Below are 26,376 nucleotides of genomic sequence, written 5' to 3'. Positions count from 1 at the left end.
CATGCAGCGGGGCAATGCTGAAAGGCGGGAGCGGGTTTCACGCGGCGCTTGTGGCACATCCACGCCGCTGCAGGAAACCATCGCGCCGGCGCGTTAGTCTCCCGCAGCGGGCTTCTTCGCCGCAGCCTTCTTCTTCGCAGGCGCCTTCTTCTTGGCAGGGGCTTTCTTCTTTGCCGGAGCCTTGCGCTTTTTCGCCGGACCCTTCGCGGCCTTTTCCGTGATCAGCGTGATCGCCTGTTCCTCGGTGAGGTCTTCGGGCTTCACATCCTTGGGAATGGTCGCATTGGTCGTGCCGTCGGTGACATAGGGGCCATAGCGCCCCGGCATCACCTTCATCTCGCCGCCGCTTTCGGGGTGCGCGCCGAAGGTCTTGACCGGCTCGGCCTTGGCCCTGCCACCACCCTTGCGGTTGGCCGCTTCGGCCAACAGTGAGACCGCCGCGTTCATGCCCGTCTCGAACACGTCACGGGTGCCCGAGAGCTTGGCATACTTGCCATCGTGCCTGAGGTATGGCCCGTAACGTCCTATCGCAGCCTCAATATCCATGCCCGTCTCAGGGTGTTTGCCGATGATGCGCGGCAGCGCCAGCAGCTTCAGCGCCCAGTCGAGGTCGAAGTCATCGATATCCTTGGGAATGCTCGCGCGCTTGGCGTCCTTGCCCTCGCCGATCTGCACGTAGGGGCCGAAGCGGCCAGTCTTGCGCTCGACCGGCAGGCCGGTTTCGGGATCGGTGCCCATGCTCTCGTCTTCCGAGCCATCGCCCTCGCCCGGCTGGCCGAACTTGCGGCGGAAATTGCACTCGGGATAGTTCACGCAGCCGATGAAGGCGCCGAACCGTCCACCGCGCAGATGCAGCTCGCCGCCGTCACGGCCTTCCTCGGCGCACTTCGGGCACCAGCGCGGCGGATTGCCGTCGTCGCGCTTGGGGAACAGATAGTCCTCCAGGAACACATCGAGCGCTTCGGTCACTTCCGAAGGCTGCTGCTCCATCACCTCGTCGGACTTGGGCTTGAAGTCCTTCCAGAAGTTTTCGAGCAGCGCCTTGTATTCGGCGCGGCCACCCGAGACCTCGTCAAGCTCGTCTTCCATCCCGGCGGTGAAGTCATAAGCGACATAGGTCGGGAAGAAGCGTTCGAGAAAGGCTGTCAGAAGACGGCCCGAATCCTCTGCGAAGAAACGGTTTTTCTCCATTCGCACATAGGCGCGATCCCTTAGGGTCTGGATGGTCGAGGCATAGGTCGACGGACGGCCGATGCCCAGTTCCTCCAGCCGCTTGACGAGGCTCGCCTCGGAGAAGCGCGGCGGCGGCTGGGTGAAGTGCTGGGTGGCGTCGACACCCTTCTTGGCCGGCAAATCGCCTTGGCGCAGCACCGGCAGCAGGCCGTCGTCCTCGTCGTCATTCTTCTCGTCGAAGCTTTCCGAATAGACAGCGAGATAGCCGGGGAACTTCACCACCTGCCCTGTGGCGCGCAGTTCGTGCTGGCCGGTCGCCTCGCGCAGGGTGACACTGGTGCGTTCAAGCTGCGCAGTTGCCATCTGGCTCGCCATCGCGCGCTTGAAGATGAGGTCGTAGAGCTTTGCTTCGTCGCCCGATGCGGCGCGGTCGCGGGTGAAGTCGGTCGGGCGGATCGCCTCGTGCGCTTCCTGCGCGTTCTTTGCCTTGGTCGAATAGAAGCGCGGCTTCTCGGGCAGATAGGCGCTGTCGTAGCGGTCGCCGATGGCATCGCGGCAGGCGTCGATGGCCGATGGGTCCATCTGCACGCCGTCGGTACGCATATAGGTGATCGCGCCCGCCTCGTAGAGCGACTGGGCACAGCGCATCGTGTGGCTGGCCGAGAAGCCGAGCTTGCGCGCTGCCTCCTGCTGCAAGGTCGAGGTGGTGAACGGCGGCGCGGGATTGCGCTTGAGCGGCTTGGTCTCGACCTCTTCAACGGTGAACCGCCCGGCCTCGACCGCCGCTTTCGCCGCCTCGGCGCTGGTGCCATTGCCGAGCGACATCTTGTCGAGCTTCTTGCCGTCGAACTTGACGAGGCGCGCGTCGAACTGGCTGCCATCATGCTCCATATGGGCGACGACCGACCAGTATTCCTCGGGCTTGAACGCCTCGATTTCGCGCTCGCGCTCGCAAATCAGCCGCAGCGCGACAGACTGCACGCGGCCCGCGCTCTTGGCACCGGGCAGCTTGCGCCACAGCACCGGCGACAGGGTGAAGCCGAACAGATAGTCGAGCGCGCGGCGGGCGAGATAGGCGTCGATCAGATCCTGATCGAGATCGCGCGGCTTCTCCATAGCGCTGGTGACAGCGGGCTTGGTGATCGCGTTGAAGGTGACGCGTTGCACATGGGCAGGCAGAGCCTTCTTCCGCTTGAGCAGGTCCATCACGTGCCAGCTGATCGCCTCGCCCTCGCGATCGGGGTCGGTGGCGAGAATCAGGCGGTCGGCCTTCTTGGCCGCGTCGGCAATGGCTTTCACCTGATCGCGGTTGCGCTTGTCGGCGTAGACCTCCCAGTCCATCGCGAAATCTTCGTCCGGGCGGACCGAGCCGTCTTTCGGCGGCAGGTCGCGGACGTGACCGTAGGAGGCCAGGACCTTGTAGTCCTTGCCGAGGTACTTCTCGATGGTCTTCGCCTTCGCGGGCGATTCGACGATAACTAGCTGCATGGAGAAAGCCGTCAGTCCCTTACACGTGTACGTACACGCGAGGGTGGTGCGATTAGCAGCCTCGCGTCAAGCAGGCAGTTAGCGAGGCTGGGCTCATCCGGCTAGCGAGACTTTTGCCCCGGCGTGGCGCGCAAGGTGCCCGGCAATCTCCAGTTCAAGCAAGGCCATGTGCACCGCGCCGGGGCTGGAGCCGGTCTGGCGGATCAATTCGTCGATGGCGACGGGGGCGGTGCTGAGGAGGTCGGCCAGGTCAGTGGCCGGCACCTCATCGTCAGGCGCGGAGGCGAAGTCCGGCTCGGGCTCGCGCACCTGAGAGCGGGGCATGCCGTCGAACCCGGCGAGCAGTTCGATCACGTCCTCAGCGCTCTGGACGAGGATCGCGCCCTCGCGGATGAGTTGGTTGCACCCGTGGCTGCGCGCATCGAGCGGCGAGCCGGGGATCGCCATCACCTCGCGTCCCGCCTCGCCCGCAAGCCGCGCGGTGATCAGCGAGCCCGACTTCGGGGCGGCCTCGACCACCAGCGTTCCGGCGGCGATTCCGGCGATTATGCGATTGCGCGAGGGAAAGTGGCTCCCGCGTGGTTCGGTACCGGGGGGTTGTTCCGCCAGCAGCAGGCCGTCGCAGGCGATGCGCTCCTGTAACTTGGCGTGCTGCGGCGGATAGGCAATGTCGATCCCGCTGGCGATCACGCCGATGGTGGCGGGCAAGGCGCCCTCGTGACAGGCCCCGTCGATCCCGCGCGCCAGCCCTGAGACGACCACATAGCCCTCCCCCGCCAGCTCATGCGCCAGATCGCGCGCCAGCTTCAACGCCGCCGCCGAGGCATTGCGCGCGCCAACCATCGCCACGGCGGGCCGATGCGCAAGCGCAGGGTCACCGCGCGCGGTGAGGATCGGCGGAGCGCTTTCCAACTCGGCCAGCAGCGGCGGATAGTCGGCGCTGTCGTGGAACAGGTAGCGCGCGCCTGTCGCCCGCGCGGCCTCGATCTCGGCGCTTACCCTGGTGCGCGTCGCCACCCGATAGGATTTCTTCAGCCCGCGCGCGGCCAGTTCGGGCAGAGCTTCCAGCGCGGCCTCGGCATTGCCATACCGCGCCAGCAGCTGGCGATAGGACACGGGGCCAACATTGGCGGAGCGCAGCAGGCGGATGCGGGCATAGGCTTCCGCTTGCGAGAGCGACGATCCTGCAGCCCGCCCCTCGCTCACTTTTTGCCGCCGACCTTCGGTTCAGTCCCGGCTTTGATGCGAGCGATGTTCGCGCGGTGGAGCCAGATCACCAGCACTGCGATCACCGCCAGTATCGGCACGAAGCGATCATAGCCCAGCAGCGCCCCGGCCAGCACAGCCGCCAGCACCGCGCCCATACCCGCGACCGAGCTGATCCGCACTGTGCCGAGCAAGCCGAGCCACACCAGCGCATAGGCCAGCCCAACCGGCCAACCGATCCCGAAGGCCACGCCCGCATTGGTGGCCACGCCCTTGCCGCCCTTGAACTTCAGCCACACCGGGAAGCAGTGCCCCAACACCGCGCCGAGCGCCGCGAGCGGCACCGGGCCAAACGCAGCGGCAGGCAGCGCGCCCTCTTCGCCAAACAGCGCGCGCACGATCAGCACCGGAGCCAGCCCCTTGGCCAGATCAAGCAACAGCGTCCCCGCCGCCAGCCCCTTCGAGCCGGTGCGCAGCACATTGGTCGCGCCGATATTGCCGCTGCCGATCTGGCGAATATCGCCCTTGCCCGCCGCCATAGCGAGCAGCAAGCCGAACGGGATCGAACCGAAGGCATATCCGATCAGGAATGCAAAAAGAGAATCCAAACCACAGCTCCATCCGCCCCGAGCTTGCCCAAGGGCCGTGCAATCTTATAGCGCCGCGCTTACGGGAAAAGACAGGGCTTCGACAAGCTCGGCCCGAACGGATTTGGAGCGAATATGCGTGCCGATGCCCCCATCCTAATGTTCGACTCGGGCGTCGGCGGGCTCACCGTGCTGTCCGCAACACGCGCGCTGCTGCCCGAAGCGTCATACATCTACGTCGCTGACAGTGCGGCTCTGCCCTATGGCGACAAAAGCGAGGATGAAATCGCCGCCCGCGTCTGTGGGCTGGCGGGGCGACTCGCGGAACGCTATCACCCGCGCCTCATTTGCATCGCCTGCAACACCGCCTCGACCATTGCACTGGGCATGGTGCGCGAGGTGCTCGAAACACCGATTGTCGGCACCGTACCTGCGATCAAACCCGCCGCCGAAGCAACGCAAACCGGGGGTATCGGTCTGCTCGGCACCGCCGCTACGATTCGCCAACCCTATGTCGACCGCCTCGAGGCCGAGTTCGCCAAGGGCAAGACGTTGCTGCGCCACGCCGCCCCCGAGCTTGTCCTGGCCGCAGAACAGAAGCTGCGCGGCGAACAACCCGACCCGGCAGCCATTGCCGCAGCCGTTGCCGGGCTACGCCGCCAAGCGGGCGGCGAGCGGATCGACACGGTGGTACTCGCCTGCACCCATTTCCCGCTGCTGACCCAAGAACTGGCCAAAGAATTCGGGCCGGAAGTCGCATTTGTTGATGGAGCGCAAGGAATTGCCCGCCGCATTGCCTATCTCACGCGCGGTCAGGCCTTCACGAAGCCCGACAGCGATCTTGCAATCATCACAGGTGACGCCAGCCATGACACCGCGCTACATCGGGCTCTCCAACACTACGGAATTGGCAGAATTGCAGGGTTGTAATGAGAACCCTTCGCAAACATCGCCCTTTCAAAATAACGCTGTGTTGACTAATTCCGCGCATGAGGATTGCCGCAGCCAAGCGCGCGGCGCAGATCGGACCGGTACGCTGAACTACAATCATATCTTCGACCAGGCGATTGACCGTCTCCACGGCGAGGGTCGCTATCGCGTCTTCATCGACATCCTGCGCAACAAGGGTGCCTTCCCCAATGCGCGCTGCTTTGCCGGGCACAACGGCCCCAAGCCGATCACTGTCTGGTGCTCGAACGACTATCTCGCGATGGGCCAGCACCCCAAGGTCGTCGCCGCCATGGAAGAGGCGCTGCACGATGTTGGCGCGGGCTCGGGAGGCACGCGCAACATCGGCGGCAACACGCACTACCATATCGAACTTGAGCGCGAACTGGCCGAACTTCACGGCAAGGAAGGCGCGCTGCTGTTCACCTCGGGCTATGTCTCGAACGATGCAACGCTCTCCACGCTGGGCAAGCTGCTGCCCGGCTGCGTGATCTTCTCCGACGAGCTGAACCACGCGAGCATGATCGCGGGCATCCGCAATTCGGGCTGCGAAAAACGCATCTGGCGTCACAACGATGTCGCCCATCTTGAAGAGCTGCTCGCCGCCGAAGCTTCCGACGTGCCCAAGCTGATCGCTTTCGAAAGCGTCTATTCAATGGATGGCGACGTGGCTCCGATCCACGCCATTTGCGACTTGGCCGAGAAGTACGGCGCGCTCACCTATATCGACGAGGTCCACGCGGTGGGCATGTACGGCAAACGCGGCGGCGGTATTTCCGAACGCGACGAGGCCGCGCACAGGATCGACATCATCGAGGGTACGCTGGGCAAGGCGTTTGGCGTGATGGGCGGCTATATCGCTGCCGATACGCGGATCATCGATTGCATCCGCTCCTATGCGCCCGGCTTCATCTTCACCACCTCGATCAGCCCGGTGCTGGCTGCGGGCGTGCTCGCTTCGGTGAAACACCTCAAGCAATCGAGCGCAGAGCGCGATGGCCAGCAGGCCGCCGCAGCGATGCTGAAAGCAAAGTTCCGCGATGCCGGGTTACCGGTGATGGATTCGACCACGCACATCGTCCCCCTGATGGTGGGCGACCCGGTGCGCGCGAAGAAGATTTCCGACATTCTGCTCGCGGAATACGGCGTCTATGTGCAGCCGATCAACTTCCCGACGGTGCCGCGCGGCACGGAACGGCTGCGCTTCACCCCCGGCCCCTCGCACACCGAGGTGATGATGGACGAGCTGACCACCGCGCTGGTGGAGATTTGGGAGCGGCTAGAACTGCAACTTCGCGTAGCAGCCTGACATCCCGACAATCCTCCGCCGGAGATCCGGCATATAAAAAGGGGTGACCTCCTGCTTGGAGGCCGCCCCTTTTGTTTGAAGCGGATTTAAGTGCTCAGGCGTTCTGGCGGCGGCGGCGACGGCGCAGGAACACAAGACCAGCCAACGCAGCACCGAACAGGCCCAGCATGCCCGGCTCCGGAACCGGCGTGCCGCCACTCGATGTCGACGAACCACCCGGAGGCGTTCCGGGATTTCCCGGCGGGGTGTAGCCGCCCTTGTAGGTGCCGACGTGCATCTCGCCGTTCTGCGTCAGGCTGCCGAACACGGCAGAGCCTTCGATGTAGTTGGCAGTCGTCGCCTTGGCCTTGGGAGCCAGCACCGAGCCGCCGAAAGCCGTTGTAAACTCCAGGTTCTCGGCCTCGGAGAAGTTCCAGATCACATTCTCGCCCAGTTCCTGCGTTCCGCCGAGGAAGTTGTCGTTCAGAACGACCGACGATCCGGTCACGTTCACCACCACCGTTTCCGCGCCGTTGAGGCGGAAGTCGATTTCGCCGATCGCGTTAAGGTCGGCTGCGTCGATCGAGAAGACCGCGAGCCCTTCGGCGTCGGGCGCAGCGTTGAAGACACCCCGACTGCCCATGGTCTCCATTGTGCTGTTGGGCGAGAGGCCCTCCAGGTCGGCAGACAGGTTGAGCATGCTGCTCTCAAGCAGGCTCGCGTCCTGCTTGAGGTTCTGCACGAAGGCGGGATCGCTCGCGGCAATGCCGCTGGTGACGACATTCGAATTGATATTGGTGTTCGACAGCGTGCCTCCGACCTGCACCGTCTGCTGGCCATTGAGGTTGAACCCGCTGTCCACATTGCCGCCAACGATAGCACCTGAACCATTGTTGAGGTTCTTGTGGCCGCCGGTCACGTTGCCGACCACGATCAGGCCGGGCTGGCCATTGGGCGAAGGCTCATCGGGCATGATGTTGTAGTTCGACGCGTTGCCGCTGAGATTGCCGCCAACGAAGGTGCGCCCCTCGACTTCCGAGCTGGAAGCGAGATCGCCGAGAACCACGAGGTTCCATTCCCGCAGCACCTCGGTTCCAACGGGAACCTCCGCCATAGCGGCAGTCGAGAACATCACTCCACCGGCGGCCAGTATAGAGGCGGTCAAAAGCTTGCTGCGAATCATGGGAACTCCAACCGGGCTTGTCGCGTGCGCGTAGAGTGCCATCGAACCGCCGCTAAACGACCAGATGGCTCCGTCCCATTACGGGAAGTAATTTTGCAAATGGTTACGCGGGGCCACCCGACCTTAGCGTAGGCTCACCACATTGTCGGAGACCCGCTCGTCCTTGCGGCCGAGGTAAAGGCTCGCCATCGGCTCGTCGTCGACCACGGAGGCCTCGACCGCTCCGAAGCCGTTGAACCCGGTCTTCATGGCAGCGCCATAGGCCCCGAGCATGCCGATCTCGATGAAGTCGCCCGACTGGATATCCTCCGGCAGGAGGAATGGGCCCTTCATGAAGTCGGCATCGTCGCAGGTCGGCCCGTAGAAGGAGAACTCGGCGAGCGGCTGGGTGAGGTCGTCCTCCAGCGCGCGGACCGGGAAGCGCCAGGCCACATGCGCCGCATCGAACAGCGCGCCATAGGCGCCGTCGTTGATGAACAACTCGTCGCCGCGACGCTTCTCCACCTTCACGATGATCGACGAATATTCGGCGCACAGCGCACGGCCCGGCTCGCCCCACAGCTCCGCCGAATAGGAAATCGGCAGCGCCTCGAAGTGGCGGTGGATGAGCGCGAAGTAATCCTCCAGTGGCGGAGGCTCCATGTCCGGATAGGACGAGGGGAACCCGCCGCCGACATCGACGATATCGACCGTCACCGCCGCTTCGGCAATCGCCGCGCGCACACGTTCGAGCGCCTGGACATAGGCGAACGGCGTCATCGCCTGGCTGCCGACGTGGAAACAGATGCCCAGCGCGTCACAATGCTGGCGCGTGGCCTGGAGCAGCGGCGCGGCATCGACGAGGTCAACCCCGAACTTGGCCGCCAGCGACAGCTCCGAATGCTCGGACGAGACGCGCAGGCGCACCAGCAGGCGCAGATCTTCGGCGGGCTCGCCGTTCTCATCGGTGGTGGCCTTCACCACTTTGCCCAGCTCTTCGATGGTATCGAGGCTGAAGGTGCGCACGCCGTGGGTGAAATAGGCCTCGCGCACGGCGCTGGCGGTCTTCACCGGGTGCATGAAGCACAGCTCGGCCTGCGGCAGCACGGCGCGAACCATGCGCACCTCGCCAATCGAGGCGACGTCGTAATGGGTAACGCCGTTCTCCCACAGGATGCGAATGAGATCGGGCGAGGGATTCGCCTTCACCGCATACATCGCAGTGCCCGGGAAATGCTCGACGAAGAAACGCGCCGCCCGCGCAGCCGCCTGCGGCCGCGTCAGAATGACGGGCTCGTCGGGCGAAAGGGCGCGGACTACAGCTTGTGCGTCAGGAAAATGGTGCAATTCAAGGGACCCCCTAAGGCTCTAAACCGACAAGAAGCTGCCTTGCGGTGGGAATCCCTTGGGGCAGCGGAAGCGCGCATATAGTCCGCACAGAATGAACTGCAAGTGAAAATGGACCACTAGAATCGCACTTGCGGCACTGCGTCCACAGAACCCTTCTCGCTGTCGTCAAGACGATGGAAATCTGCCTCCGAAAAACCAAGGACACCGGCGAACAGCACCGCCGGAAATGTTTCCCGCCCGGTGTTGTACCGGGCAACCGCGGCATTAAGCGCTCGGCGCGCGGCAGCCAGCTTGTCTTCTATAACAGAAAGCTCGCGCTGGAGTTCCTGAAAGTTGGTGTTGGCCTTGAGATCAGGATAGGCCTCGCCCAATGCCAGCAGGCGGTCGAGCGCGGCACGCAGCTGCTGCTCGTCGCCCGAGGCGAGCGAGCCTTGCGCAGCCGCGTTGCGCGCCGCGATCACCTGCTCCAGCGTATCCTGCTCGTGCGCGGCATAGCCCTTCACGATATTGACGAGATTGGGAATAAGATCGTGCCGCTGGCGCAGCTGCGCGTCTATATCGGCAACGCCCTGCCGCACCTGCTGCCGCAGCGAAACGAGCCGGTTGTAAATGCCGATCACCACCAGCAGCAGCACGCCAACGATGGCCATGCCCACAATCAGGTCCATGCGCCCATTTCTCCTCTATCCCTGTGCGCGAGTCTTGTGCCAGTAATCCTCGCCCGCGCAAAGGGTTTGGGGCCATGATCGAAAAACCGGACATTGACGCCTTGATGGCAGGCGATCTTGGCCGATGGTTGGAAACACAGGCCGGTGTTCGCGATCAAGCGCGGGAGAAAAGCAACCGACGCTTCCTCTGGCTCGGGTCGGGAATCCTGGGTTTGATCGCAGTGCTGAGCATCGCTTCGGCGGGCGAGGAGATCAGCCTGTTCCTGATCTTCGCGAAGGCGATGCTCGGCGCGGTCTGGGCCTGGCGCCCGCGCGCAGAGGCGGTCAAGGCGACGAAAACCGGCATCAACGAAGCCATCGCCGGCACGCTGGGCCTCACCTACACCCACGACTGCGCCGCCGGAGAAGGGTTTCGGCGCGCGCGCGAACACGAGATGTTCAAGTCCTATTCGCGCGCGTCATTCGAGGATCTGTGGCAGGGCGATCTCGGCGAGCTCGCCTTTTCGCTTCATGAGGCCCATCTCGAACGCAAACAGAAGAGCGGCAAGAACACCCGTTACGTGACCGTCTTCCGAGGCCCGATCATCACGATTGCCGCGGCGCGGCATTTCCACGGCGTTACGCTGGTCGAGCGCTCGGGCAAGCACCAGAAGATGCTCTGGCTCGGCGAGAAGGAGCAGATCGAACTCGACGGCGTGAAGCTGGCGCGGGCCGATATGGTCCACCCCGCATTCGAGGACGCCTTCACCATCTACACCAACGATCAGGTCGAGGCGCGCTGGCTGGTGCACCCGATCTATATCGAAAAGCTGATCGCGCTCGAAGACGCCTTCAACGGCAGGGACGTGCGCGCGCTGTTCAAGGACGGCGAACTGACGATCGTCCTGTCGTCGCAGAACATGTTCGAAAGCGGCTCGATCGACGCCACGCGGGATCGCGCCAATGTCGGACGTTCGATTGATCAGTTCATGGCAATGGCCGAGCTGGCCACGAGCCTCAACGAGGCACCGCGCTAGCTCGGCCCTTCGCGCGAGCTTACTGATCGAACAGCTTGGCCCAGCGGCGCGGTTCGCGCTTCTTCCAGTGCTCGCGGTGGTAGGCGTCGGACGCCAGCAGCGGCATGACCGAACCGGCCTCGGCGAACACCATCTGCTCGATTGCCGTGTTCACCTTGCCCCAGCTTGCCGCTTCCTGCAGCGTCGAGGACGAGCAGGCACCGTCGCGCACGTCGGCCACCGTCACCTGCACCGCATACTTGTGAACATCGACTTCTTCGTGGCCGAGAATTTCGGCGCAGACCACGGTGTCCTGAATGAAGTTCTTGGGCACACCGCCGCCCACCATCAGCAGGCCCGATACGCCCGCCTCGATCTTGATCTGGGTGAGCTCACGGAAGTCGGCAATGGCATCGAGCACCATGTGCGGCTTGCCCGCCTTCATCGCGTCGACCTGATGCTTGACGAGACCGAAGCCTGCAGAGCTATCCACGAAGGCCGGGCAGAAGATCGGCACGTCGTTCTCGTAGGCGAGCTTGACGAGGCTGTTTTCCTTCTTGCCGTGCTCGACCAGATACTTGCCCATCTCGCGGATGAAGGCGCGGCTCGAATAGGCCTTCGGCTCGAGCGATTCGGCGATCTCGAAGATCGTGTGATCGACGTTCTGGAGGTCGTCCTCGTCGATGTAGGTGTCGTAGATGCGGTCGATGTAGAGCGAGCGCAGCGTATCGTCGTCAGGCACTTCGAGCGCTTGATAGTGCTTGTGGCCCAGCCCCTCGAAGAAATCCATGTCGACAATGGTGGCGCCGGTGGCGACGACGGCGTCGACCATGTTGTTGCGCACCAGCTCGGCATAGAGATCCATACAGCCGCCCGCGCTGGTGGACCCTGCGATGACGAGGAACACGGTGCAGTCCTTGTCGGACAGCATGTCGTTGTAAATGCCGGTGGCGCGCGCGAGGTCACGGCTGGTGAAGCTCATCTTGCCCATGGCGTCGATGATGGGGCGCGCATCGAAGCTCGTGATGTCGATATGCTCGACCTGGGTCGACAGCAGTTCGGCCTTGCGGTTGCTCTTGAGAGGATCGGTCATGGGGAGAAGACTCCGAAGATAGGTATAGGTCGGGGCCGCAGATAGCCGCGTTCGCGCACGGGATAAAGCTCCGAACGCATGCGCAGCATCGGTGAGGCTGGTCCGCAACGCAGACGAGTGCCATAGGTTGGCGAATGATCGATCAGGAACCCCGCACGCCCACCCGCGACGGCGTACTCGAAGCTTCTCGGAAGGTGGCCGAAATCCTCCCACCCACGCCTCTCCTCCCGATGACGATCAATGGCCAGCAGGTTTGGATAAAGGCCGAGTGTCTGCAACCTGTCGGCGCATTCAAGATACGCGGCGCATGGCACCGACTCTCCGCTCTCGGTGAAGAGGAACGCACGGCGGGCGTTGTGGCCGTGTCGAGCGGCAACCATGCGCAGGGCGTCGCCTGGGCCGCCCACCGGCTGGGCATGGCGGCAACCATCGTCATGCCCGCCGATGCGCCGCCGATCAAACTGGCGCGCACCCGCGAGCTGGGCGCCGAGATCGTGACTTACGACCGTCTCAAGGAAAACCGCGAGGAGATCGCGCAGGCCATCGCCGAAGAGAAAGGCGCGACCTATTGCCATGCCTTCGCCGACCCGTGGGTGATCGAGGGACAGGGCAGCGCCGGGATCGAGATTGCCGAGCAACTGGCAGCCCGGGGCGCGCCTCCGGTCGATCGTATCATCGCCTGTTGTGGCGGCGGCGGGCTGACCGCCGGTCTGGCGCTGGCCTGCCCCGATGCCGCGGTGGTCCCGGTCGAGCCCGAAGGCTGGGACGATGTCTGCCGGTCGCTCGAAGCGGGCGAGATCTGCCGTGTGGCCGACAATCCGCCAACCACTCAATGCGACTCTCTGCAAACGTTGGCCACCAGCCCGCTGAACTTCGCCGTACTGCGCGAGCGTTGCCCTTTCGGCCTGCGCGTCAGCGAAGCCGAGGTGCAGGATGCCCAGCGCCTTGCCTTCGACCGGCTGCGGCTGGTTCTCGAACCCGGCGGAGCGGTGGCGCTGGCCGCTGCGCTTTCCGGCAAGGCCAGTCTCGATGGAACCACTGTGGTCATGGCGACCGGCGGGAATGTCGATCCCGGCCAGTTCGCACGTGTTCTCGAAGCAGGAGCACGCTAGATAGGGCTCGGCAAGTCGCCGGCTGAGGAGGTCTAACGATGCATACCCAGATTCTAGCCCCCGCAGCGGTGCTTATCATTTGGTCGCTGATAATGCTGATCTGGATGGCGGCCGTACGTCTGCCTGCGCTTGCCCACGCCAACATCCCTATCGGGAAACGCAGGGGCGGTCGGGGACAGGACCTTGAGGGCGTCCTCGCACCCGAGGTAAACTGGAAAGCCCACAATTACGCACACCTCATGGAGCAGCCAACGCTGTTCTATGCCTGCGTACTGATCCTCGCTCTGGTCGGTTACTCACAGGCCGTGCTTATTGCCGCCTGGCTCTATGCCGCGCTGCGGATCGCGCATTCGTTGTGGCAGGCATTGGTCAACACCGTGCCGTTTCGCTTCGCACTGTTCCTGCTCAGCTCGTTGGCCTTGCTGTTCATGGCCATCAATGCGCTGATATCGACAGTCTGACCACAATAGCGTTCCGCGATGGAGCGCTAACCGCGAGGCCCCCAAGCGGTTGCCACCAAGGTCAATCCAGCTTGATCGCAGCCAGATCGCCGACGAAGTTCTCGGTCCACCAATGGACGTTGTCGTCGCGTACGGTGCCGATCATGCGCTCCCACCGTGCCTTGCGCTCTTCCAAGGGCATGTCGAGCGCGAGCCGGATATGGTGCGCGATATCGTCAGAACTGTGCGGGTTGATCATCAGCGCGCCTTCGCCGTCGCAATCGAGCTGCGGCGCAGCACCGGCGAACCGCGACAGGATCAGCACGCCCGGATCGTTAGGGTCCTGCGCCGCGACATATTCCTTGGCCACCAGGTTCATCCCGTCGCGCAAGGGCGTGACGAGGCCGATCTTCGCGCCGCGATAGAAGCCGAACAGTTCCTCCTGGCTATGCCCCCGGTTCACATAGCGGATCGGCACGATATCGACCTCGGAACGCGCGCCGTTGATCTGGCCGGTCTTCTGTTCGAGCACGGCGCGGATGTGCTGGTAGCTTTGCACGTCTTCGCGGCTGGGCGGTGCAATCTGGATGAAAACGAGGTCGCGCACCCGCTCGGGGTAGTTGTCGAAGAAGCGGCTGATACCGTCGAGGCGCTCGGGCAGTCCCTTTGAATAGTCGAGCCGATCCACCCCGATCATCGCCGTGCGGTGGCGGGTCGAGGATTCGAGCCGCTGCTGCGCCTGGCGCGCTTCTCCGGTTTCGCCCTTGCTCATGAAGTGCTCGAAGTCGATCCCGATGGGATAGGCCCTGGCTATGGTCTTGCGCCCTTCGAGGACCACGGTGCCGGTCTCTTCGTCGACCTCTGCCCCCAGCTCCTTGCGGCAATAATGCAGGAAGCTGTCGAGCCAGGTGTCGTTCTGCAATCCGATCAGGTCATAGCGGAGCAATGCGCGCACGAGCCGCTCGTGGAATGGCAGCGATACCAGCAGATTGGTCGGCGGCCACGGGATGTGGAGGAAGAATCCGATGCGGTTCTTCACCCCCTTTTCGCGCAGCTGTTCCCCCAACGGCATCAGATGATAGTCATGCACCCAGATGTCATCGCCTGCCTCAATCAGCGGCAGAACCGCCTCGGCAAAGCGCTCGTTCACGCGCTCGTAGCCCACGCCGAATTCGTTTTCGTAGCGGGTCAGGTCGATACGGAAGTGGAACAGCGGCCACAGCGTGGAGTTCGCATAGCCGTTATAATATTCGTCGACGTCCTGATATTCGAGATCGATGGTGGCGGTGGTGACGCCGTCGCCCGATCGGGCATAGTTGATCGAGCCGGTGAACTGGTCCACCCCCTGCCCTGACCAGCCGAACCAGATTCCACCATTCTTGCGCAGGGCCGCATTGAGCGCACCGGCAAGCCCGCCTTGCGCCCCGGCAGCGCCGCGCGCCTTGGGCACCGCGACGCGGTTCGAAATGACTACCAGTCTGCTCATATTGTCCCCCGTTCAGCCCTCAGGCTGACGCGCTTGGCCTAGCGTAACGCATTCCACGGGCGCGACAGCAGGGCGGCACAGTTTATCACTCCAACCAGCGAATAGGTCTGCGGGAAGTTCCCCCACAGTTCGCCGGTTTCGAAATCCATATCCTCCGACAGCAGCCCCGAGCCGGTGCGATGATCGAGCATGGTGGTAAACAGTTCGCGCGCCTCGTCCTTGCGGTCGGTCATGGCAAGCGCTTCGATCAGCCAGAAGGTGCAGATGTTGAAAGCCGTTTCCGGCGCGCCGAAATCGTCTTCGGCGGCGTAGCGCAGCATGTGTTCGCCCCTGCGCAGTTCTTTCTCGACCTGTTCGAAGGTGGCCACGAAGCGTGGATCGTCGGGCGAGCAATAGCGCAGTTCGAGCAGCTGCAGCAGGCTCGCATCGAGATAATCGCTCTCGAAGCTGGCGCCATAGTGGCCGCCCTCCTCCTTCCAGGCCTTCGCCTCGATGGTGGCGCGAATGGCGTCGGCGCGCGTGCGCCAGTGTTCGGCCCGGTCGGGCTTGCCCAGATGCTCTGCGCTGTTGGCAAGCCGATCACAGGCCGCCCAGCTCATGACTGCGGAATAGGTGTGGACCTGCTGCCGGGTGCGGAATTCCCACAGGCCCGCATCGGGCTTGTCGTGCATCTGCCAGGCCTTTTCGCCCACTTCTTCAAGCGCTTCGAAATCGCGTTCGTCGGCGATCCGGAGCAGTCGCTTGTCGATAAAGCCCTGCACCGTCGGCAGGACAATCTGGCCATAGCAATCGTACTGCACCTGCTTGTAGGCGGCATTGCCGATGCGCACCGGCCCCATTCCGCGATAGCCGGCCAGCCACCCCGCGGTGGTTTCGTTGAGTTCCCCTTCGCCCATCACCGAATAAAGCGGCTGGATGTGCCCGCCCTTGGACGCATCGACGATGTTGCGCAGATAGCCGAGGTACTTCTCCAGCACGTCAAGCGCGCCGAGCCGGTTGAGCGCCTGGACCGTATAATACGAATCGCGAATCCAGCAGTAGCGATAGTCCCAGTTGCGCTCCGAACCTGGCGCCTCGGGGATCGAGGTCGTCAGCGCAGCGACAATCGCGCCGGTTTCCTCGTGCTGGCACAGCTTGAGCGTGATCGCGCAGCGGATCACTTCTTCCTGCCACTCGTAAGGGGTAGCAAGGCCACGCGACCACAGTTGCCAGTACTTGCGCGTCTGCTGCTCCATCGAGCGCACCTGTTCGCGCAAGTTGCCGTAAAACGGCTCGTCCGGGCCGAGAAAGAAATGCGTATCTTCTTCGACGCGGAAGACGCGCTGTTCGAGAACATAGCCGACCGGCGCATCGGTCGACAGCCGCAAGGCCTGACCGCTGGTGAGATAACGGATATGGTTGGTGCCGTAGGTGGTTTCCGCCAGCGTGTTGCCGTGATCCTTCATCGGTCGTAGCACGACCTTGACCCGCGGCGTTCCGGCCACCGGGCGCACGATCCGCGCGAAGGCGACCGGGCGATACATGCGGCCCGAACGTTCGAACCGGGGACAGAAATCGAGCACCTCGACCGCGCTGCCATCTTCCGATTCAAGCCGCGTGACCAGAATCGGCGTGTTGCGGATATAGCTTTGCGAGGCAGAGACCTGCCCCTCTATCTCGAAGCGCCAGACGCCCACGTCCTGCGCATCGCCGTTGACCAGCGCGCAAAACGTCGGGTCGCCATCGACACGCGGCACGCAGCCCCAGACAATCGCGCCGGTCCGGTCGACAAGGCCGGACACCTGGCAATTGCCGATCGGCCATAGTTCGAGCGAAGGTGTGTGTGTCATCCAATCTCCAGCCATCGGTAAACATCAGCGGGCCCATCCAGCCCAAAACGCGCCTGCGACCCCTCGCGATCGCCCACCAGCACGCCAAAGCCGCCAAGCTGCCCGGCGGCGCGAAAGCCGTCTTCGTCGGTCACATCATCGCCCACGAACACCGGCAACGCCCCGGCAAAGGGTGGCTCGGCCATCAGCGCGGAGACTGCACCGCCCTTGTCTGCCCCGCTGGCAACGAATTCAATCACGCATTTCCCACGCTTTATCTCAAGTCCGTGGCGGCCCGCGAAGGCTTTGGCGAAGGCCTGCCCCTTGTCCTCAAGCATGGGGTCATGGCGATAATGCAACGCGCCACCGTGTGGCTTGTCTTCGCGCACGAAACCTTCGATCTCTGCAAAGGCGGCGAGTTCGCCCAGCGCGCCATCGGTGAGCGCCGTGGGCGCCCTGCCCAAGACCGTACCATCGGCCAGACGGCAATCAGCCCCGTGCGACCCAGCCCGCGCCAGCGCCAGCGGGCCGAGATGCTTTTCAAGATCGACGATAGCGCGCCCGCTTATCAGCGCCAGTCGCCCATCCAGACGGGCCGACAGGCGGTTCAGCGACTCAACCAGCCAAGAGGGAATCACGATCTCATCGGGACCAGGCGCGAGTTCGACCAACGTGCCATCGAAATCGAGGAACAGGGCGAACGGGCCGCGTTCGCTCAGGTCGCGCAGGCTCGGCGGCGCGGGCAGAGGCTCATGTCGAGCCTCCCCACCGGTTGCATTCATTTCAGCATCACCCGCTATGCCTTTTTCTCCGACGCCTCGACACGGGCAAACTTGCCATCGTGGAACAACAGCGGCGCCGCATCACCGTGCGCAAAGTGCTCCACACGGCCGAGGAAGATCACGTGGTCCCCGCCCTCGAAGCGGTTTTCCAGCGTGCATTCGAAATGGGCCGCGCATTCCTCGAACAGCGGCACCCCATGCAGCCCGGCATGAACGTCGAGCCCGGAGAACTTGTCCGCCGACGAGGATGCGAACCGCTTGGCGAGCTCTTCCTGATGCGCGCCAAGGATATGCACCGCGAAAGCCTCGCAATCCTCGAATGCGGCGATCGAACGCGAGGTCTTTGCCAGCGACCACAGCACCAGCGGCGGATCGAGCGAGACCGAATTGTAGCTATTGGCCGTCACACCGTAACGTTCGCCAGCCGCATCGACGGTGGTGACGATGGTCACCCCGGTCGCAAAACGGCCGAGCGCGCTGCGAAATTCCAGAGCATCGAAGTCGCTCATGGTCAGGCTGGTAACTTCCCCGGCTGAAACTGCGTGTTGCATCGCGGTATCGCCGGAACGGCGCGCATTCAAGGTCAGCCTTGCGCAATCTGCGCTTTTGCCCCCGACTCAGCGATATTGCAGACGCATTGGCTTAATTTACCCAGCCAGTGCCTTGCGAGAAATTCATCGTCGCCTATATGGTCTGCCGTCAGATCGGCGGGCAACACGACACGTAAATCCTGCCGGTTACACCGAAATTAACCTTTTAAATATATCGCCCTTGTCCCGAAGTAATACTTGGTTGTTCTATGGCTCGCAAAAGGATTGTCGTAAAAATCGGATCCAGCCTTCTTACGGATCAGACCCGTTTGACCCCACGCTGGGGATTCATGCAGCGAATAATGGAAGATTTCTCGCTGCTCCGTGATCAGGGTTACGAAGTTCTTTTGTGCTCTTCCGGTTCTGTTGCGCTCGGCATGAAGATGATGGGCGTATCACCCGAAGATGCCGGGCTGCGTGACAAGCAGGCCTCTGCCGCCTGCGGGATGCCTCTTCTGCTCAACGCCTACAAGCAGATCGGCCACGAATACGACCTCAATATTGCGCAAATTCTGGTGACGCTGGGCGATTTCGAGATCCATTCGCGCTTCCTCAACACCAAGAACACTCTGGTGCGCCTGCTTGAGGCCGGCGTCGTTCCAATCATCAATGAGAACGACACGATCACCACCGAGGAAATCCGCGTGGGCGATAACGACCGCCTCGCCGCCAAGGTCGCGCAGATGGTGCTCGCCGAACATCTCATCATCCTCACCAGCGTCGATGGCCTTTACGACCAGGATCCATCGAACCCCGATGCCAAGCTGGTGGAAGAGGTGCAGGACGTCAGCCAGTATCTGTCGGTGACAGAGGGAGTGAGCACTCTGGGCACTGGTGGCATGCTGACCAAACTGCAGGCTGCCAACATGGCGCAGAATTCGGGTTGCCACACGATCATCGCCAATGGCGAGGCCGACAGCCCGATTTCGTCAGCGCTGTTTGGTGAGCGTCCGCGCACCATCTGCCTCGCCCATTCGGAACCTCTGGCGACCTGGCACGCCTGGTTGTCCGAACGGCTGCACATTGCCGGCTCTATCGTGATCAATGGCAGCGCTGCCGATGAGGTCGATGCGGGTGAACGCGGCGTTCACCGCGAAGACGTGATCAGGATCGAAGGCTCTTACAACAAGGGCGACGTGATCCACATCTACGACGAAGATGGCAAGGAGCGCGCGCGCGGGATGAGCGACTTCACGTCCGAGGAAACAGAGATCCTCGTGCGCAACCTCGACATTCCGGTCAAGCAGCTGCTCGGCTATCATTCCCGCGCGGTGCTGGTCGAACAGAACAACCTGACCACGCTGGACGAACGCCATCTGCCGTGGGAACGGCCCGAACCGGCCAAGCAGGCCACATTCGAACCGTTCCCCGACGAGAAGCGCTAGCTGAGCAGCGACACGTTGCCGCCAGCGGCGGTCGTGTCGATGCAGATGTGCCGCTCCACCAGGCACCGGCTGGCGAAGTCGGGCGTGGTGAAGAGCGGCACAATCGCACCATCGCGGCTAGCCAGCGCCTTGCGGATCGCCTTGCGGTCCTCGGCGTTGCTGAAGCTCACCACGACCTTCAGCGGCTCGGCTTCGGCCAGCAGTTCACGATCCACGAACCCGTCGATCGCATGCTCACCGGTTGCACCGGGCGCCACGGCCAGCGTGGGACAGCCCAGTTCGCGCAGCTCCTGGGCCTGACGCATGGCCTGTTCGCCATCGGGGCCAAGGCACAAGATCGGCCCGCGCGGGTGCAACGAGAGGCAGTTGCTCTCGCCGGTCGTACCGGGCATTTCGGTTTCGTCGATCTTGCGGTTCGGTGCTTCGGGTAGCTCAGCGAGCGCCGCGTTCAGTTCCTCAAGCGAAACCTCGCGCCCCTGCGTCACCGGATCATTCGTCATCTCATCAACATAGAAACGCGGCAAGTAGTGCGGTCCGCCCGCCTTGGGACCGGTGCCTGAAAGGCCCTCGCCGCCAAACGGATGGGTGCCGACCACCGCGCCGATCTGGTTGCGGTTGACGTACATGTTGCCGACGTGGATCCGGTCGGAGATGAAGTTCTGCCGCCGCTTGATGCGCGTGTGCAGCCCTGCGGTGAGCCCGTAGCCGCGCCCGTTCACATTGTTGATGATGTCCTGCAGCTGCTCCTGCTTGCCGAACAGCGCGAGGTGCAACACCGGGCCGAACACCTCGCGTTCGAGATCGTTGATGCCGTTCACGCGGATCACTGCGGGGCCGACGAAGTGACCTTCCTCGGGCGCATCGATCTGCTTGATGAGCCGCCCTTCAGCCTTGGCCCTGTCGATATAATCGCTGATGGACTCTTGCGCCTTGGCATCGATTACCGGGCCAACGTCGGTCGAATGGTACCACGGATCCTGGACCGTCAGTTCATCCATCGCGCCCGAGAGCATCTCGATGAACTGCTCGGCCACGTCCTGATGGACATAGAGCATGCGCAAGGCCGAGCAGCGTTGCCCAGCGGACTGGAAGGCCGAGGTAATCACGTCCTTCACCGCCTGCTCGGGCAAGGCCGAGCTATCGACGATCATGGAGTTCAACCCGCCGGTTTCAGCGATAAGCAGGGCATCGGGAGACAGCGCGTCGGCTATGCTCCGGTTGATAACCTGCGCAGTGTTGACCGAACCCGTGAAGCACACACCATCGATCCGCGCATCGCCGCTGAGCAGACCGCCCACTTCAGCGCCCGTTCCGGGCAGGAGCTGGATCGCCGTTTCCGGTACACCCGCCAGATGGAACAACCGGGTGGCCATGAAGGCGACCAGCGGCGTCGTCTCGGCGGGCTTGGCGATCACGCCGTTGCCCGCTGCCAATGCGGCCGCAATCTGGCCGGTGAAGATCGCGAGCGGGAAGTTCCATGGGCTGATGCAGGCGATCACACCGCGCGGTTTGCGTCCAGCCAGCTCGGGCTTCTCGCACTGGCTGGCGTAGTAGCGCAGGAAATCCACCGCTTCGCGAAGCTCGGTTACGGTGTCGACCGGGCTCTTGCCCGCCTCGCGCGTCAGCAGGGCATAGAATTCGCCCTCGTTCGCCTCGTAAAGATCGGCAATGCGGCGCAGTTTCTCTGCGCGCTCTTCGGGCGTGGCATCCCAAGGCCGCGCAGCGTCCAGCGCATACTCGACCGTCTCAGCGTCCGCTTCGATCACATAGCCTACCACCCGATCAGGAAAGGCCGGGTTGCAAATGGTGATCTCCTCGCCGGAATTAGCTCCTTCCGCCGTTAGCGGGCCTGCGCGCCAGATCTTCTCCGCATAGGGCATACGCAGTTCCTGATAGCGGTTCAGGTGTTCGCGCACCGCCAGATCATAGCCGCGTGAATTGATGCGTTCGGGAAGATAGATGTCCGCCGGAGGGACCACCTTGTCCTTCGACTTCTCGCGATCCGCAGCCAGCGTTTCGAACGGGTCGGCGGCGATCTCCTCTGTCGCCACCTGCGGGTTCGAAAGCTGGGCCACGAAGCTGTTGTTCGCGCCGTTTTCGAGCAGGCGCCGCACCAGATAGGCGAGCAACTCGCGATGCGCGCCAACGGGCGCATAGATGCGCGAGCGGACGTCACGATCCTTCAGCAGGAAACCGTGCAGCCCCTCGCCCATGCCGTGCAGGCGCTGGAATTCGAAGTCGCGGCGGTTGCCGGCCAGCTCCATAATGGCGGCCACGCTGTGCGCATTGTGGGTGGCGAACTGCGGATAGATGCGGTCGGCCTTGTCGAGCAACTGGTTGGCGCAGCAGATGAAGCTGATGTCGGTGGCTGACTTGCAGGTGAAGACGGGGAAGCTTTCCACCCCGTTCATCTGCGCGAGCTTGATCTCGCTGTCCCAGTAGGCGCCCTTGACCAGCCGCACCATGATCTTGCGATCAAGCTGTGTGGCCAGCGCATAGAGCCAGTCGATCACGAAGCTGGCGCGCTTGCCGAAGGCCTGGACCACGACGCCGAAGCCGTCCCAGTCGGCCAGGCGCGGGTCGGCCAGGACCAGTTCGATAAGATCAAGCGAGAGGCCGAGACGATAGGCTTCCTCGGCATCGACATTGAGCCCGACATTGGCCTCCGCCGCCTTGCGCGCAAGCTCGCTCACGCGCTCGGCCAGCGCAGGGATGGCGCGTGATTGCTGGCTCATCTCATAGCGCGGATAAAGCGCCGAGAGCTTGATCGACAGGCCGGGATTTTCGCGAATGTCATCGGACTTGGCCGCCTTCGCGATCTCATCGAGGGCATGCATGTAGGCATCGAAGAACACTTCGCTGTCTTTGGCCGTAACCGCCGCCTCGCCGAGCATGTCGTAGCTGTAGGTCGCGCCCTGCTTTTCCCACTTGCGCGCCCGCTTCATCGCCTCTTCGATCGACTCGCCGAGCACGAACTGCCCGCCCAACACGCGCATGGCCTGCTGCACCGAAGCGCGAACCACCGGCGCGCCAAGGCGCTTGGCAGCGTTCTGCACTGCGGAGAGCGGCCCGGCATGTTCTGGATCATCGAGCAGCGTGGCGGTGAGGCCGAGCGCCATGGTTGAGGCGTTCACGAGCGCATTGTCAGAATGGCCGAAGTGATCGCCCCAGTCGGCCTGGACGATCTTGTCCTCGATCAGCCGGTCGACCGTCTCGCTGTCGGGCACGCGCAGCAGCGCCTCGGCCAGCGTCATCAGGCCCAGCCCTTCCTCGGTGGAAAGACCATATTCCTGAAGGAAACTTTCCATCATCGTCGGCTTGGTGTGCTTGCGCACCCGGTCGATCACGCTCCACGCGCGCTCGCCTATCGCCTTGCGCTGCTCCTCCGACGGGCCATGGTTGGCAATGAGCTGATCGAGCAGCATCTGCTCGTCGGCGAAGTGGTTGGTTCTGATAAGGGCGCGGTATTCGGAGAGCGGCTGGTAGGGCAATGTAGACCTTTCCTGCGGTAGGATTCCTATCGGGAATGGAGCATCCGCAACAGCAGCCGGTCATTCCCTACTTGTGACTATTACCTTACGAACCCTTGCTCGGCTGGTTCCAGCAATGGGCGAAAAACGCATCGAGAATGTCCTGCCGGCTCTCGACAGCTTGCGATGTCAGGCCTGGTGAAGAGCTACTCGCCGGCAGCGCCGGACTGTGGCGCACTCTTCCACCCCCAGGCAAGGCGGCACGGAAGGATGTTGAGTGGTTCGAAGCCGCTGTCCACGCGATCGAAATGCTGCGCGGTAAGGTTATAGGCTGCCTTGCTGAACTGATAGGTCAGGAAGGCCCCGCCTGGACGGATCACACGGTATGTCGCCGCAGCGATGCGCGGACCGAGCCCCTCGGGCAAGGTCGAGAACGGCAGGCCCGACAGCACATAGTCGGCATGCTTGTGGCCGTGCGAGCGAATGATCTGCTCGACATCTTCCGCCGAACCATGGACGGCGATGAAGCGGCTATCCTGGATCGTACGGTTCAGATAATCGATGAACAGCCTGTTCGTGTCTATCACGATCAAACTGGCATCGCTCGGCAGCTTGTCGAGCACCGGTTGGCAGAAGGTACCCACGCCTGGCCCATATTCAACAAACAGCCTGCAACTTCCCCAATCGACGGGCTCAAGCATCTTCCTGATCGTGAAACGCGACGACGGGATGATCGAACCGACCATCACCGGGTGCTCCACAAAACCTTGGAAGAATACTCCCCAGGCTCCGAAGAAGTTGCGCATTTTCCGCTTCAAACGGGTGGGGTTGCGTTCGGGCAGAGCCTCGTAACCGGCCATTCTCAATCAGTATCCCTTGCCTTGCCCCCGGCATGAGGACCGACTGCTGGCGCGCGAGGTCGCAAATTCGTCATCGATTTGCAAGGACTCGCCGGAAGGCAAGGCAACGATGCCCACACGGTTGCCTTGCGCGAGGGTGGTCGTGATCGGCGCCGACGGCTTACGAGTCCTGCACTGCCCCCTATTCGCGCGGATTGAAGACTGGTTCGCGCTCTCCCAAAAGGCGCAAGGCGCGAATCGAGGAGAGTCGCCGTTCTCCACCATCAAACCTCGTGAAGCAGAGCGCCAATATGGACTGCCATTCGGCACCTGAGGTTGCGCCGGTCGTCAGAAGACGTAAGTCATAGCTAAGCGCATGGGTGAACATGATGAGGAGAGTTATTGCGTGAATGAGCAAACGACCTCCACGAAGTCCATGGCCAAGCTCGAGCCCAAACTTATTACTCGTGTGATTTCCTTCGCCGATGCGATCGAGCGGCGCCAACGATTCACCGCGATGATGGAGCCGTTTGGGGACATCGACTGGGCATTTCACGATGTCGTTCCTGCTGAAGCCCTGCCGGTCTCCTATGACGACCGGATAGCCTTCCAGACCGGTGGATCCGTACTGTCCCCTGCGGAACGAAGCTGTGCGGCCAGCCACCTCACCGTGATGCGCGAGTTTCTGGATGGCTCCGCCGATTACTTGATGGCAGTCGAAGACGATGTGCTGTTCGATCCTACCGCCAAGTTTGCGGCCCACGTGAAATTCATGCAACTATGCAACCTCGATTTCTACAAGCTCTACGCACGCTTCTTTGTGCCGTCGCGCTTCATCGCCAACATCGGACGGCTAGCTTTCTACCGCGCTCAATGGCCCACGTTGGGCACGCAGTGCTACGTCGTATCGCGCGCGGGCGCTCGCATATTGCTGGACAATGCCGCCGCAAATGGCGGGCTGACCAAGCCGATCGACGATACCAACGATTCGTATTGGTCGACCGGCCTCCCGATCGTCTTTCCCTATCCATTTCCCTTGATGGAAATCGCCTATCCATCTTCCATCCATGCAGGCCGCTCGCTGATCCATCAGCGCAATGCGGAGCTGGTGCGGGAGATGCGGCGCCCCACACGCCTTGATAAGCTAAAGCTATCGCTAAGGCGACGTACAGCGGACCGTGGGTTGCGCGGATTTGACAAGGAATTAGCCCGTAGCATCGCGCGCAATTATCACGAACTCCACGCGACATTCCACGGCTAGCGCTGCCTCTGTCGCCATGGTCTGACGGAAAGAAATGTTCCGCGAGAAGTCGGCATGGATTGAGTATTGAGAACAATCAGGTCGCGAAAGTCGTGCGTTGCCGGTGGGCGGTTGGCTATCGCCGTTGCGCGAAAAGCTGCTCAAAAAACTCATCTAGGTCACGCTTCACGCGGTCCCATGAGAGCGGTGAAAGATTCGGCTTCGCGCTAGCTGGCAGGCGGCGAATATGCGCCGCAAAGTCGGCCAGCGTCGGCGCACTCAATGCACCATCATAGAGCCGCACCCAATCCTCACCGACAAGCTGCGCCAGTTCGGGCATGGACCCCAGCGCCGGGACCAGCACCGGGCGTCCGCGTGACAAGGCATGAATGGCGGATCCGCTGTTGAGGATGTTGCGATAAGGCAGCACAACCCCGTGAGCGGCGTCGATCGCGGCCTCCATCTCCGCCTCGCTCAGCAAGGTATCGCGCAGGTCGAAACGTATCGCGCCGCCCGGCCCGGCCATCGACTCCAGTTCGGCGGCATATCCGGCATCATGGCGTTTGCCCGCAATGCGCACGTCCACCTTGGCCGGATCTAGAGCGCGCGCGGCTTCGACGAGTTCTTCCAGGTTCTTGTACGGACGCACGAGGCCAACCGATGCGATCGAAACCGGCATGCCCGGCTCCGGCGGCAGGAAAGGCGTGGAGGACCCCGGATAGCTTCCATGGACGGTTAGCTGTTCGATGACATGCCGGGGAACGTCATACCGTTCGCGGACGAGGTCTCGCGAGCGCTGAGACAGGTAGATGATCCCGTCCAGTGCCCCCAGAAACATTGAACGAAGCACGGAGCGCGAATCCGCCCCATCATGCGGCGCAACATTGTGCGCCACCCATACCAGCTTGAGCCCATGGGTTTTTCGCAAGAGCAGCAGGCGCCAGAGCTGCTGGGCCGTTGTATAAGGATCGTCGGGACGCAGGAACCGATCGGGCCAGTGGAAGATCACAGCATCTGTACCAGAGAGATCGCGCAGCCCCCACTGATAGGGCACGGGCTGCATGCCTGCCTGCTCCACCGCCTGCGTGAACAGGTTGCAGAACGCATTGGACTCGGTCGATACCGGCGACAGCGCAATGCGTTTTCGCACGTTCTTGTTCACCCATGAACTCCATTCGCGCCCGATAGCTGCGCAGCCGATTTCGTTCGCATCGGCGGGCCATTTTTATTGCGTCGCAACAACTGCTCGCTACTTAGCGGACGAAC

General features: G+C 62.8%; 21 protein-coding genes. 7 read left to right on the top strand and 14 right to left on the bottom strand.

Translation table 11 applies throughout. The features are described from left to right. Positions 1-93 precede the first annotated feature (93 nt). The 3 genes from topA to plsY form a co-directional block, all read right to left on the bottom strand. Positions 94-2,661, bottom strand: coding sequence for a type I DNA topoisomerase (gene topA, locus ABDJ38_RS03710; protein ID WP_346783712.1), 2,568 nt, complete (start codon positions 2,659-2,661; stop codon positions 94-96). Positions 2,662-2,754: 93 nt separating this feature from the next. Next, entirely contained in the window at positions 2,755-3,867 is a 1,113-nt protein-coding gene (gene dprA / locus ABDJ38_RS03705; RefSeq protein ID WP_346783711.1) for a DNA-processing protein DprA, read from the bottom strand. Continuing rightward, positions 3,864-4,475: a glycerol-3-phosphate 1-O-acyltransferase PlsY gene (gene plsY / locus ABDJ38_RS03700; RefSeq protein WP_346783710.1), complete on the bottom strand. Its 612-nt coding sequence runs from the start codon at positions 4,473-4,475 to the stop codon at positions 3,864-3,866. The genes dprA and plsY overlap by 4 nt, the downstream gene beginning before the upstream one ends. A 114-nt stretch (positions 4,476-4,589) precedes the next feature. Between plsY and murI the strand changes: the two genes are divergently transcribed. Both murI and hemA read left to right on the top strand, forming a co-directional pair. Further along, positions 4,590-5,384, top strand: coding sequence for a glutamate racemase (gene murI / locus ABDJ38_RS03695; RefSeq protein WP_346783709.1), 795 nt, complete (start codon positions 4,590-4,592; stop codon positions 5,382-5,384). A 106-nt stretch (positions 5,385-5,490) separates the two neighbouring features. After that, positions 5,491-6,711, top strand: a complete 1,221-nt coding sequence (gene hemA, locus ABDJ38_RS03690) for a 5-aminolevulinate synthase (protein WP_346783922.1) — start codon at positions 5,491-5,493, stop codon at positions 6,709-6,711. 94 nt (positions 6,712-6,805) lie between these two features. On the opposite strand, the gene ABDJ38_RS03685 is transcribed toward hemA, so the two are convergent. From ABDJ38_RS03685 to ABDJ38_RS03675, 3 genes are all read right to left on the bottom strand, one after another. Beyond that, positions 6,806-7,873 carry a choice-of-anchor A family protein gene (locus tag ABDJ38_RS03685; protein ID WP_346783708.1) on the bottom strand — a complete coding sequence of 356 codons (1,068 nt, stop codon included), beginning with the start codon at positions 7,871-7,873 and terminating at the stop codon, positions 6,806-6,808. A gap of 123 nt (positions 7,874-7,996) precedes the next feature. Beyond that, complete coding sequence (locus ABDJ38_RS03680; RefSeq protein WP_346783707.1) at positions 7,997-9,199, bottom strand: type III PLP-dependent enzyme; 1,203 nt, start codon at positions 9,197-9,199, stop codon at positions 7,997-7,999. A gap of 119 nt (positions 9,200-9,318) precedes the next feature. Then, positions 9,319-9,870 (bottom strand): LemA family protein, encoded by a 552-nt coding sequence (locus ABDJ38_RS03675; RefSeq protein ID WP_346783706.1) that lies wholly within the window; start codon positions 9,868-9,870, stop codon positions 9,319-9,321. Positions 9,871-10,091: 221 nt separating this feature from the next. On the opposite strand from ABDJ38_RS03675, the gene ABDJ38_RS03670 reads away from it, so the two are divergent. Then, complete coding sequence (locus ABDJ38_RS03670) at positions 10,092-10,886, top strand: DUF3137 domain-containing protein (protein WP_346783921.1); 795 nt, start codon at positions 10,092-10,094, stop codon at positions 10,884-10,886. A gap of 19 nt (positions 10,887-10,905) precedes the next feature. Here ABDJ38_RS03670 and ABDJ38_RS03665 read toward each other — a convergent pair whose 3' ends face one another. Beyond that, positions 10,906-11,958 carry a 1,9-bis(guanidino)-5-aza-nonane synthase gene (locus tag ABDJ38_RS03665; protein WP_346783705.1) on the bottom strand — a complete coding sequence of 351 codons (1,053 nt, stop codon included), beginning with the start codon at positions 11,956-11,958 and terminating at the stop codon, positions 10,906-10,908. A 134-nt stretch (positions 11,959-12,092) separates the two neighbouring features. Between ABDJ38_RS03665 and ABDJ38_RS03660 the strand changes: the two genes are divergently transcribed. Further along, entirely contained in the window at positions 12,093-13,070 is a 978-nt protein-coding gene (locus ABDJ38_RS03660; protein ID WP_346783704.1) for a threonine ammonia-lyase, read from the top strand. 38 nt (positions 13,071-13,108) lie between these two features. After that, positions 13,109-13,531, top strand: a complete 423-nt coding sequence (locus tag ABDJ38_RS03655) for an MAPEG family protein (protein WP_346783703.1) — start codon at positions 13,109-13,111, stop codon at positions 13,529-13,531. Between the two features lie 61 nt (positions 13,532-13,592). On the opposite strand, the gene ABDJ38_RS03650 is transcribed toward ABDJ38_RS03655, so the two are convergent. From ABDJ38_RS03650 to ABDJ38_RS03635, 4 genes are read right to left on the bottom strand one after another with little or no spacing between them, the layout of a single operon-like run. Further along, entirely contained in the window at positions 13,593-14,996 is a 1,404-nt protein-coding gene (locus tag ABDJ38_RS03650; RefSeq protein ID WP_346783702.1) for an alpha,alpha-trehalose-phosphate synthase (UDP-forming), read from the bottom strand. Positions 14,997-15,034: 38 nt separating this feature from the next. Next, complete coding sequence (locus tag ABDJ38_RS03645) at positions 15,035-16,825, bottom strand: glycoside hydrolase family 15 protein (protein WP_346783701.1); 1,791 nt, start codon at positions 16,823-16,825, stop codon at positions 15,035-15,037. Then, positions 16,822-17,586 (bottom strand): trehalose-phosphatase, encoded by a 765-nt coding sequence (gene otsB / locus ABDJ38_RS03640; RefSeq protein WP_346783700.1) that lies wholly within the window; start codon positions 17,584-17,586, stop codon positions 16,822-16,824. The genes ABDJ38_RS03645 and otsB overlap by 4 nt, the downstream gene beginning before the upstream one ends. 14 nt (positions 17,587-17,600) lie before the next feature. Further along, positions 17,601-18,137, bottom strand: coding sequence for a flavin reductase family protein (locus ABDJ38_RS03635; RefSeq protein WP_346783699.1), 537 nt, complete (start codon positions 18,135-18,137; stop codon positions 17,601-17,603). 248 nt (positions 18,138-18,385) lie between these two features. Here ABDJ38_RS03635 and proB point away from each other — a divergent pair, with 248 nt between their 5' ends. Beyond that, the gene (proB, locus tag ABDJ38_RS03630; protein WP_346783698.1) at positions 18,386-19,561 is read left to right on the top strand and encodes a glutamate 5-kinase; all 1,176 of its coding nucleotides are present in this window, start codon (positions 18,386-18,388) and stop codon (positions 19,559-19,561) included. Here the strand turns inward: proB and putA are convergent. Then, positions 19,558-23,052 (bottom strand): bifunctional proline dehydrogenase/L-glutamate gamma-semialdehyde dehydrogenase PutA, encoded by a 3,495-nt coding sequence (putA, locus tag ABDJ38_RS03625; RefSeq protein ID WP_346783697.1) that lies wholly within the window; start codon positions 23,050-23,052, stop codon positions 19,558-19,560. The two genes, proB and putA, sit on opposite strands and share 4 nt — an antisense overlap. Before the next feature lie 185 nt (positions 23,053-23,237). Next, positions 23,238-23,891, bottom strand: coding sequence for a class I SAM-dependent methyltransferase (locus ABDJ38_RS03620; RefSeq protein WP_346783696.1), 654 nt, complete (start codon positions 23,889-23,891; stop codon positions 23,238-23,240). Positions 23,892-24,246: 355 nt separating this feature from the next. Here ABDJ38_RS03620 and ABDJ38_RS03615 point away from each other — a divergent pair, with 355 nt between their 5' ends. Continuing rightward, on the top strand, positions 24,247-25,131 hold the full coding sequence (locus ABDJ38_RS03615) for a glycosyltransferase family 25 protein (protein ID WP_346783695.1): 885 nt from the start codon (positions 24,247-24,249) through the stop codon (positions 25,129-25,131). A gap of 115 nt (positions 25,132-25,246) precedes the next feature. On the opposite strand, the gene ABDJ38_RS03610 is transcribed toward ABDJ38_RS03615, so the two are convergent. Continuing rightward, the gene (locus ABDJ38_RS03610) at positions 25,247-26,272 is read right to left on the bottom strand and encodes a glycosyltransferase (protein ID WP_346783694.1); all 1,026 of its coding nucleotides are present in this window, start codon (positions 26,270-26,272) and stop codon (positions 25,247-25,249) included. Positions 26,273-26,376 lie beyond the last annotated feature (104 nt).

The organism is Aurantiacibacter flavus (genome assembly GCF_039710615.1).
GTDB classification, from domain to species: domain Bacteria; phylum Pseudomonadota; class Alphaproteobacteria; order Sphingomonadales; family Sphingomonadaceae; genus Alteraurantiacibacter; species Alteraurantiacibacter flavus.
This window is presented reverse-complemented; position numbering and strand designations above follow the sequence as displayed.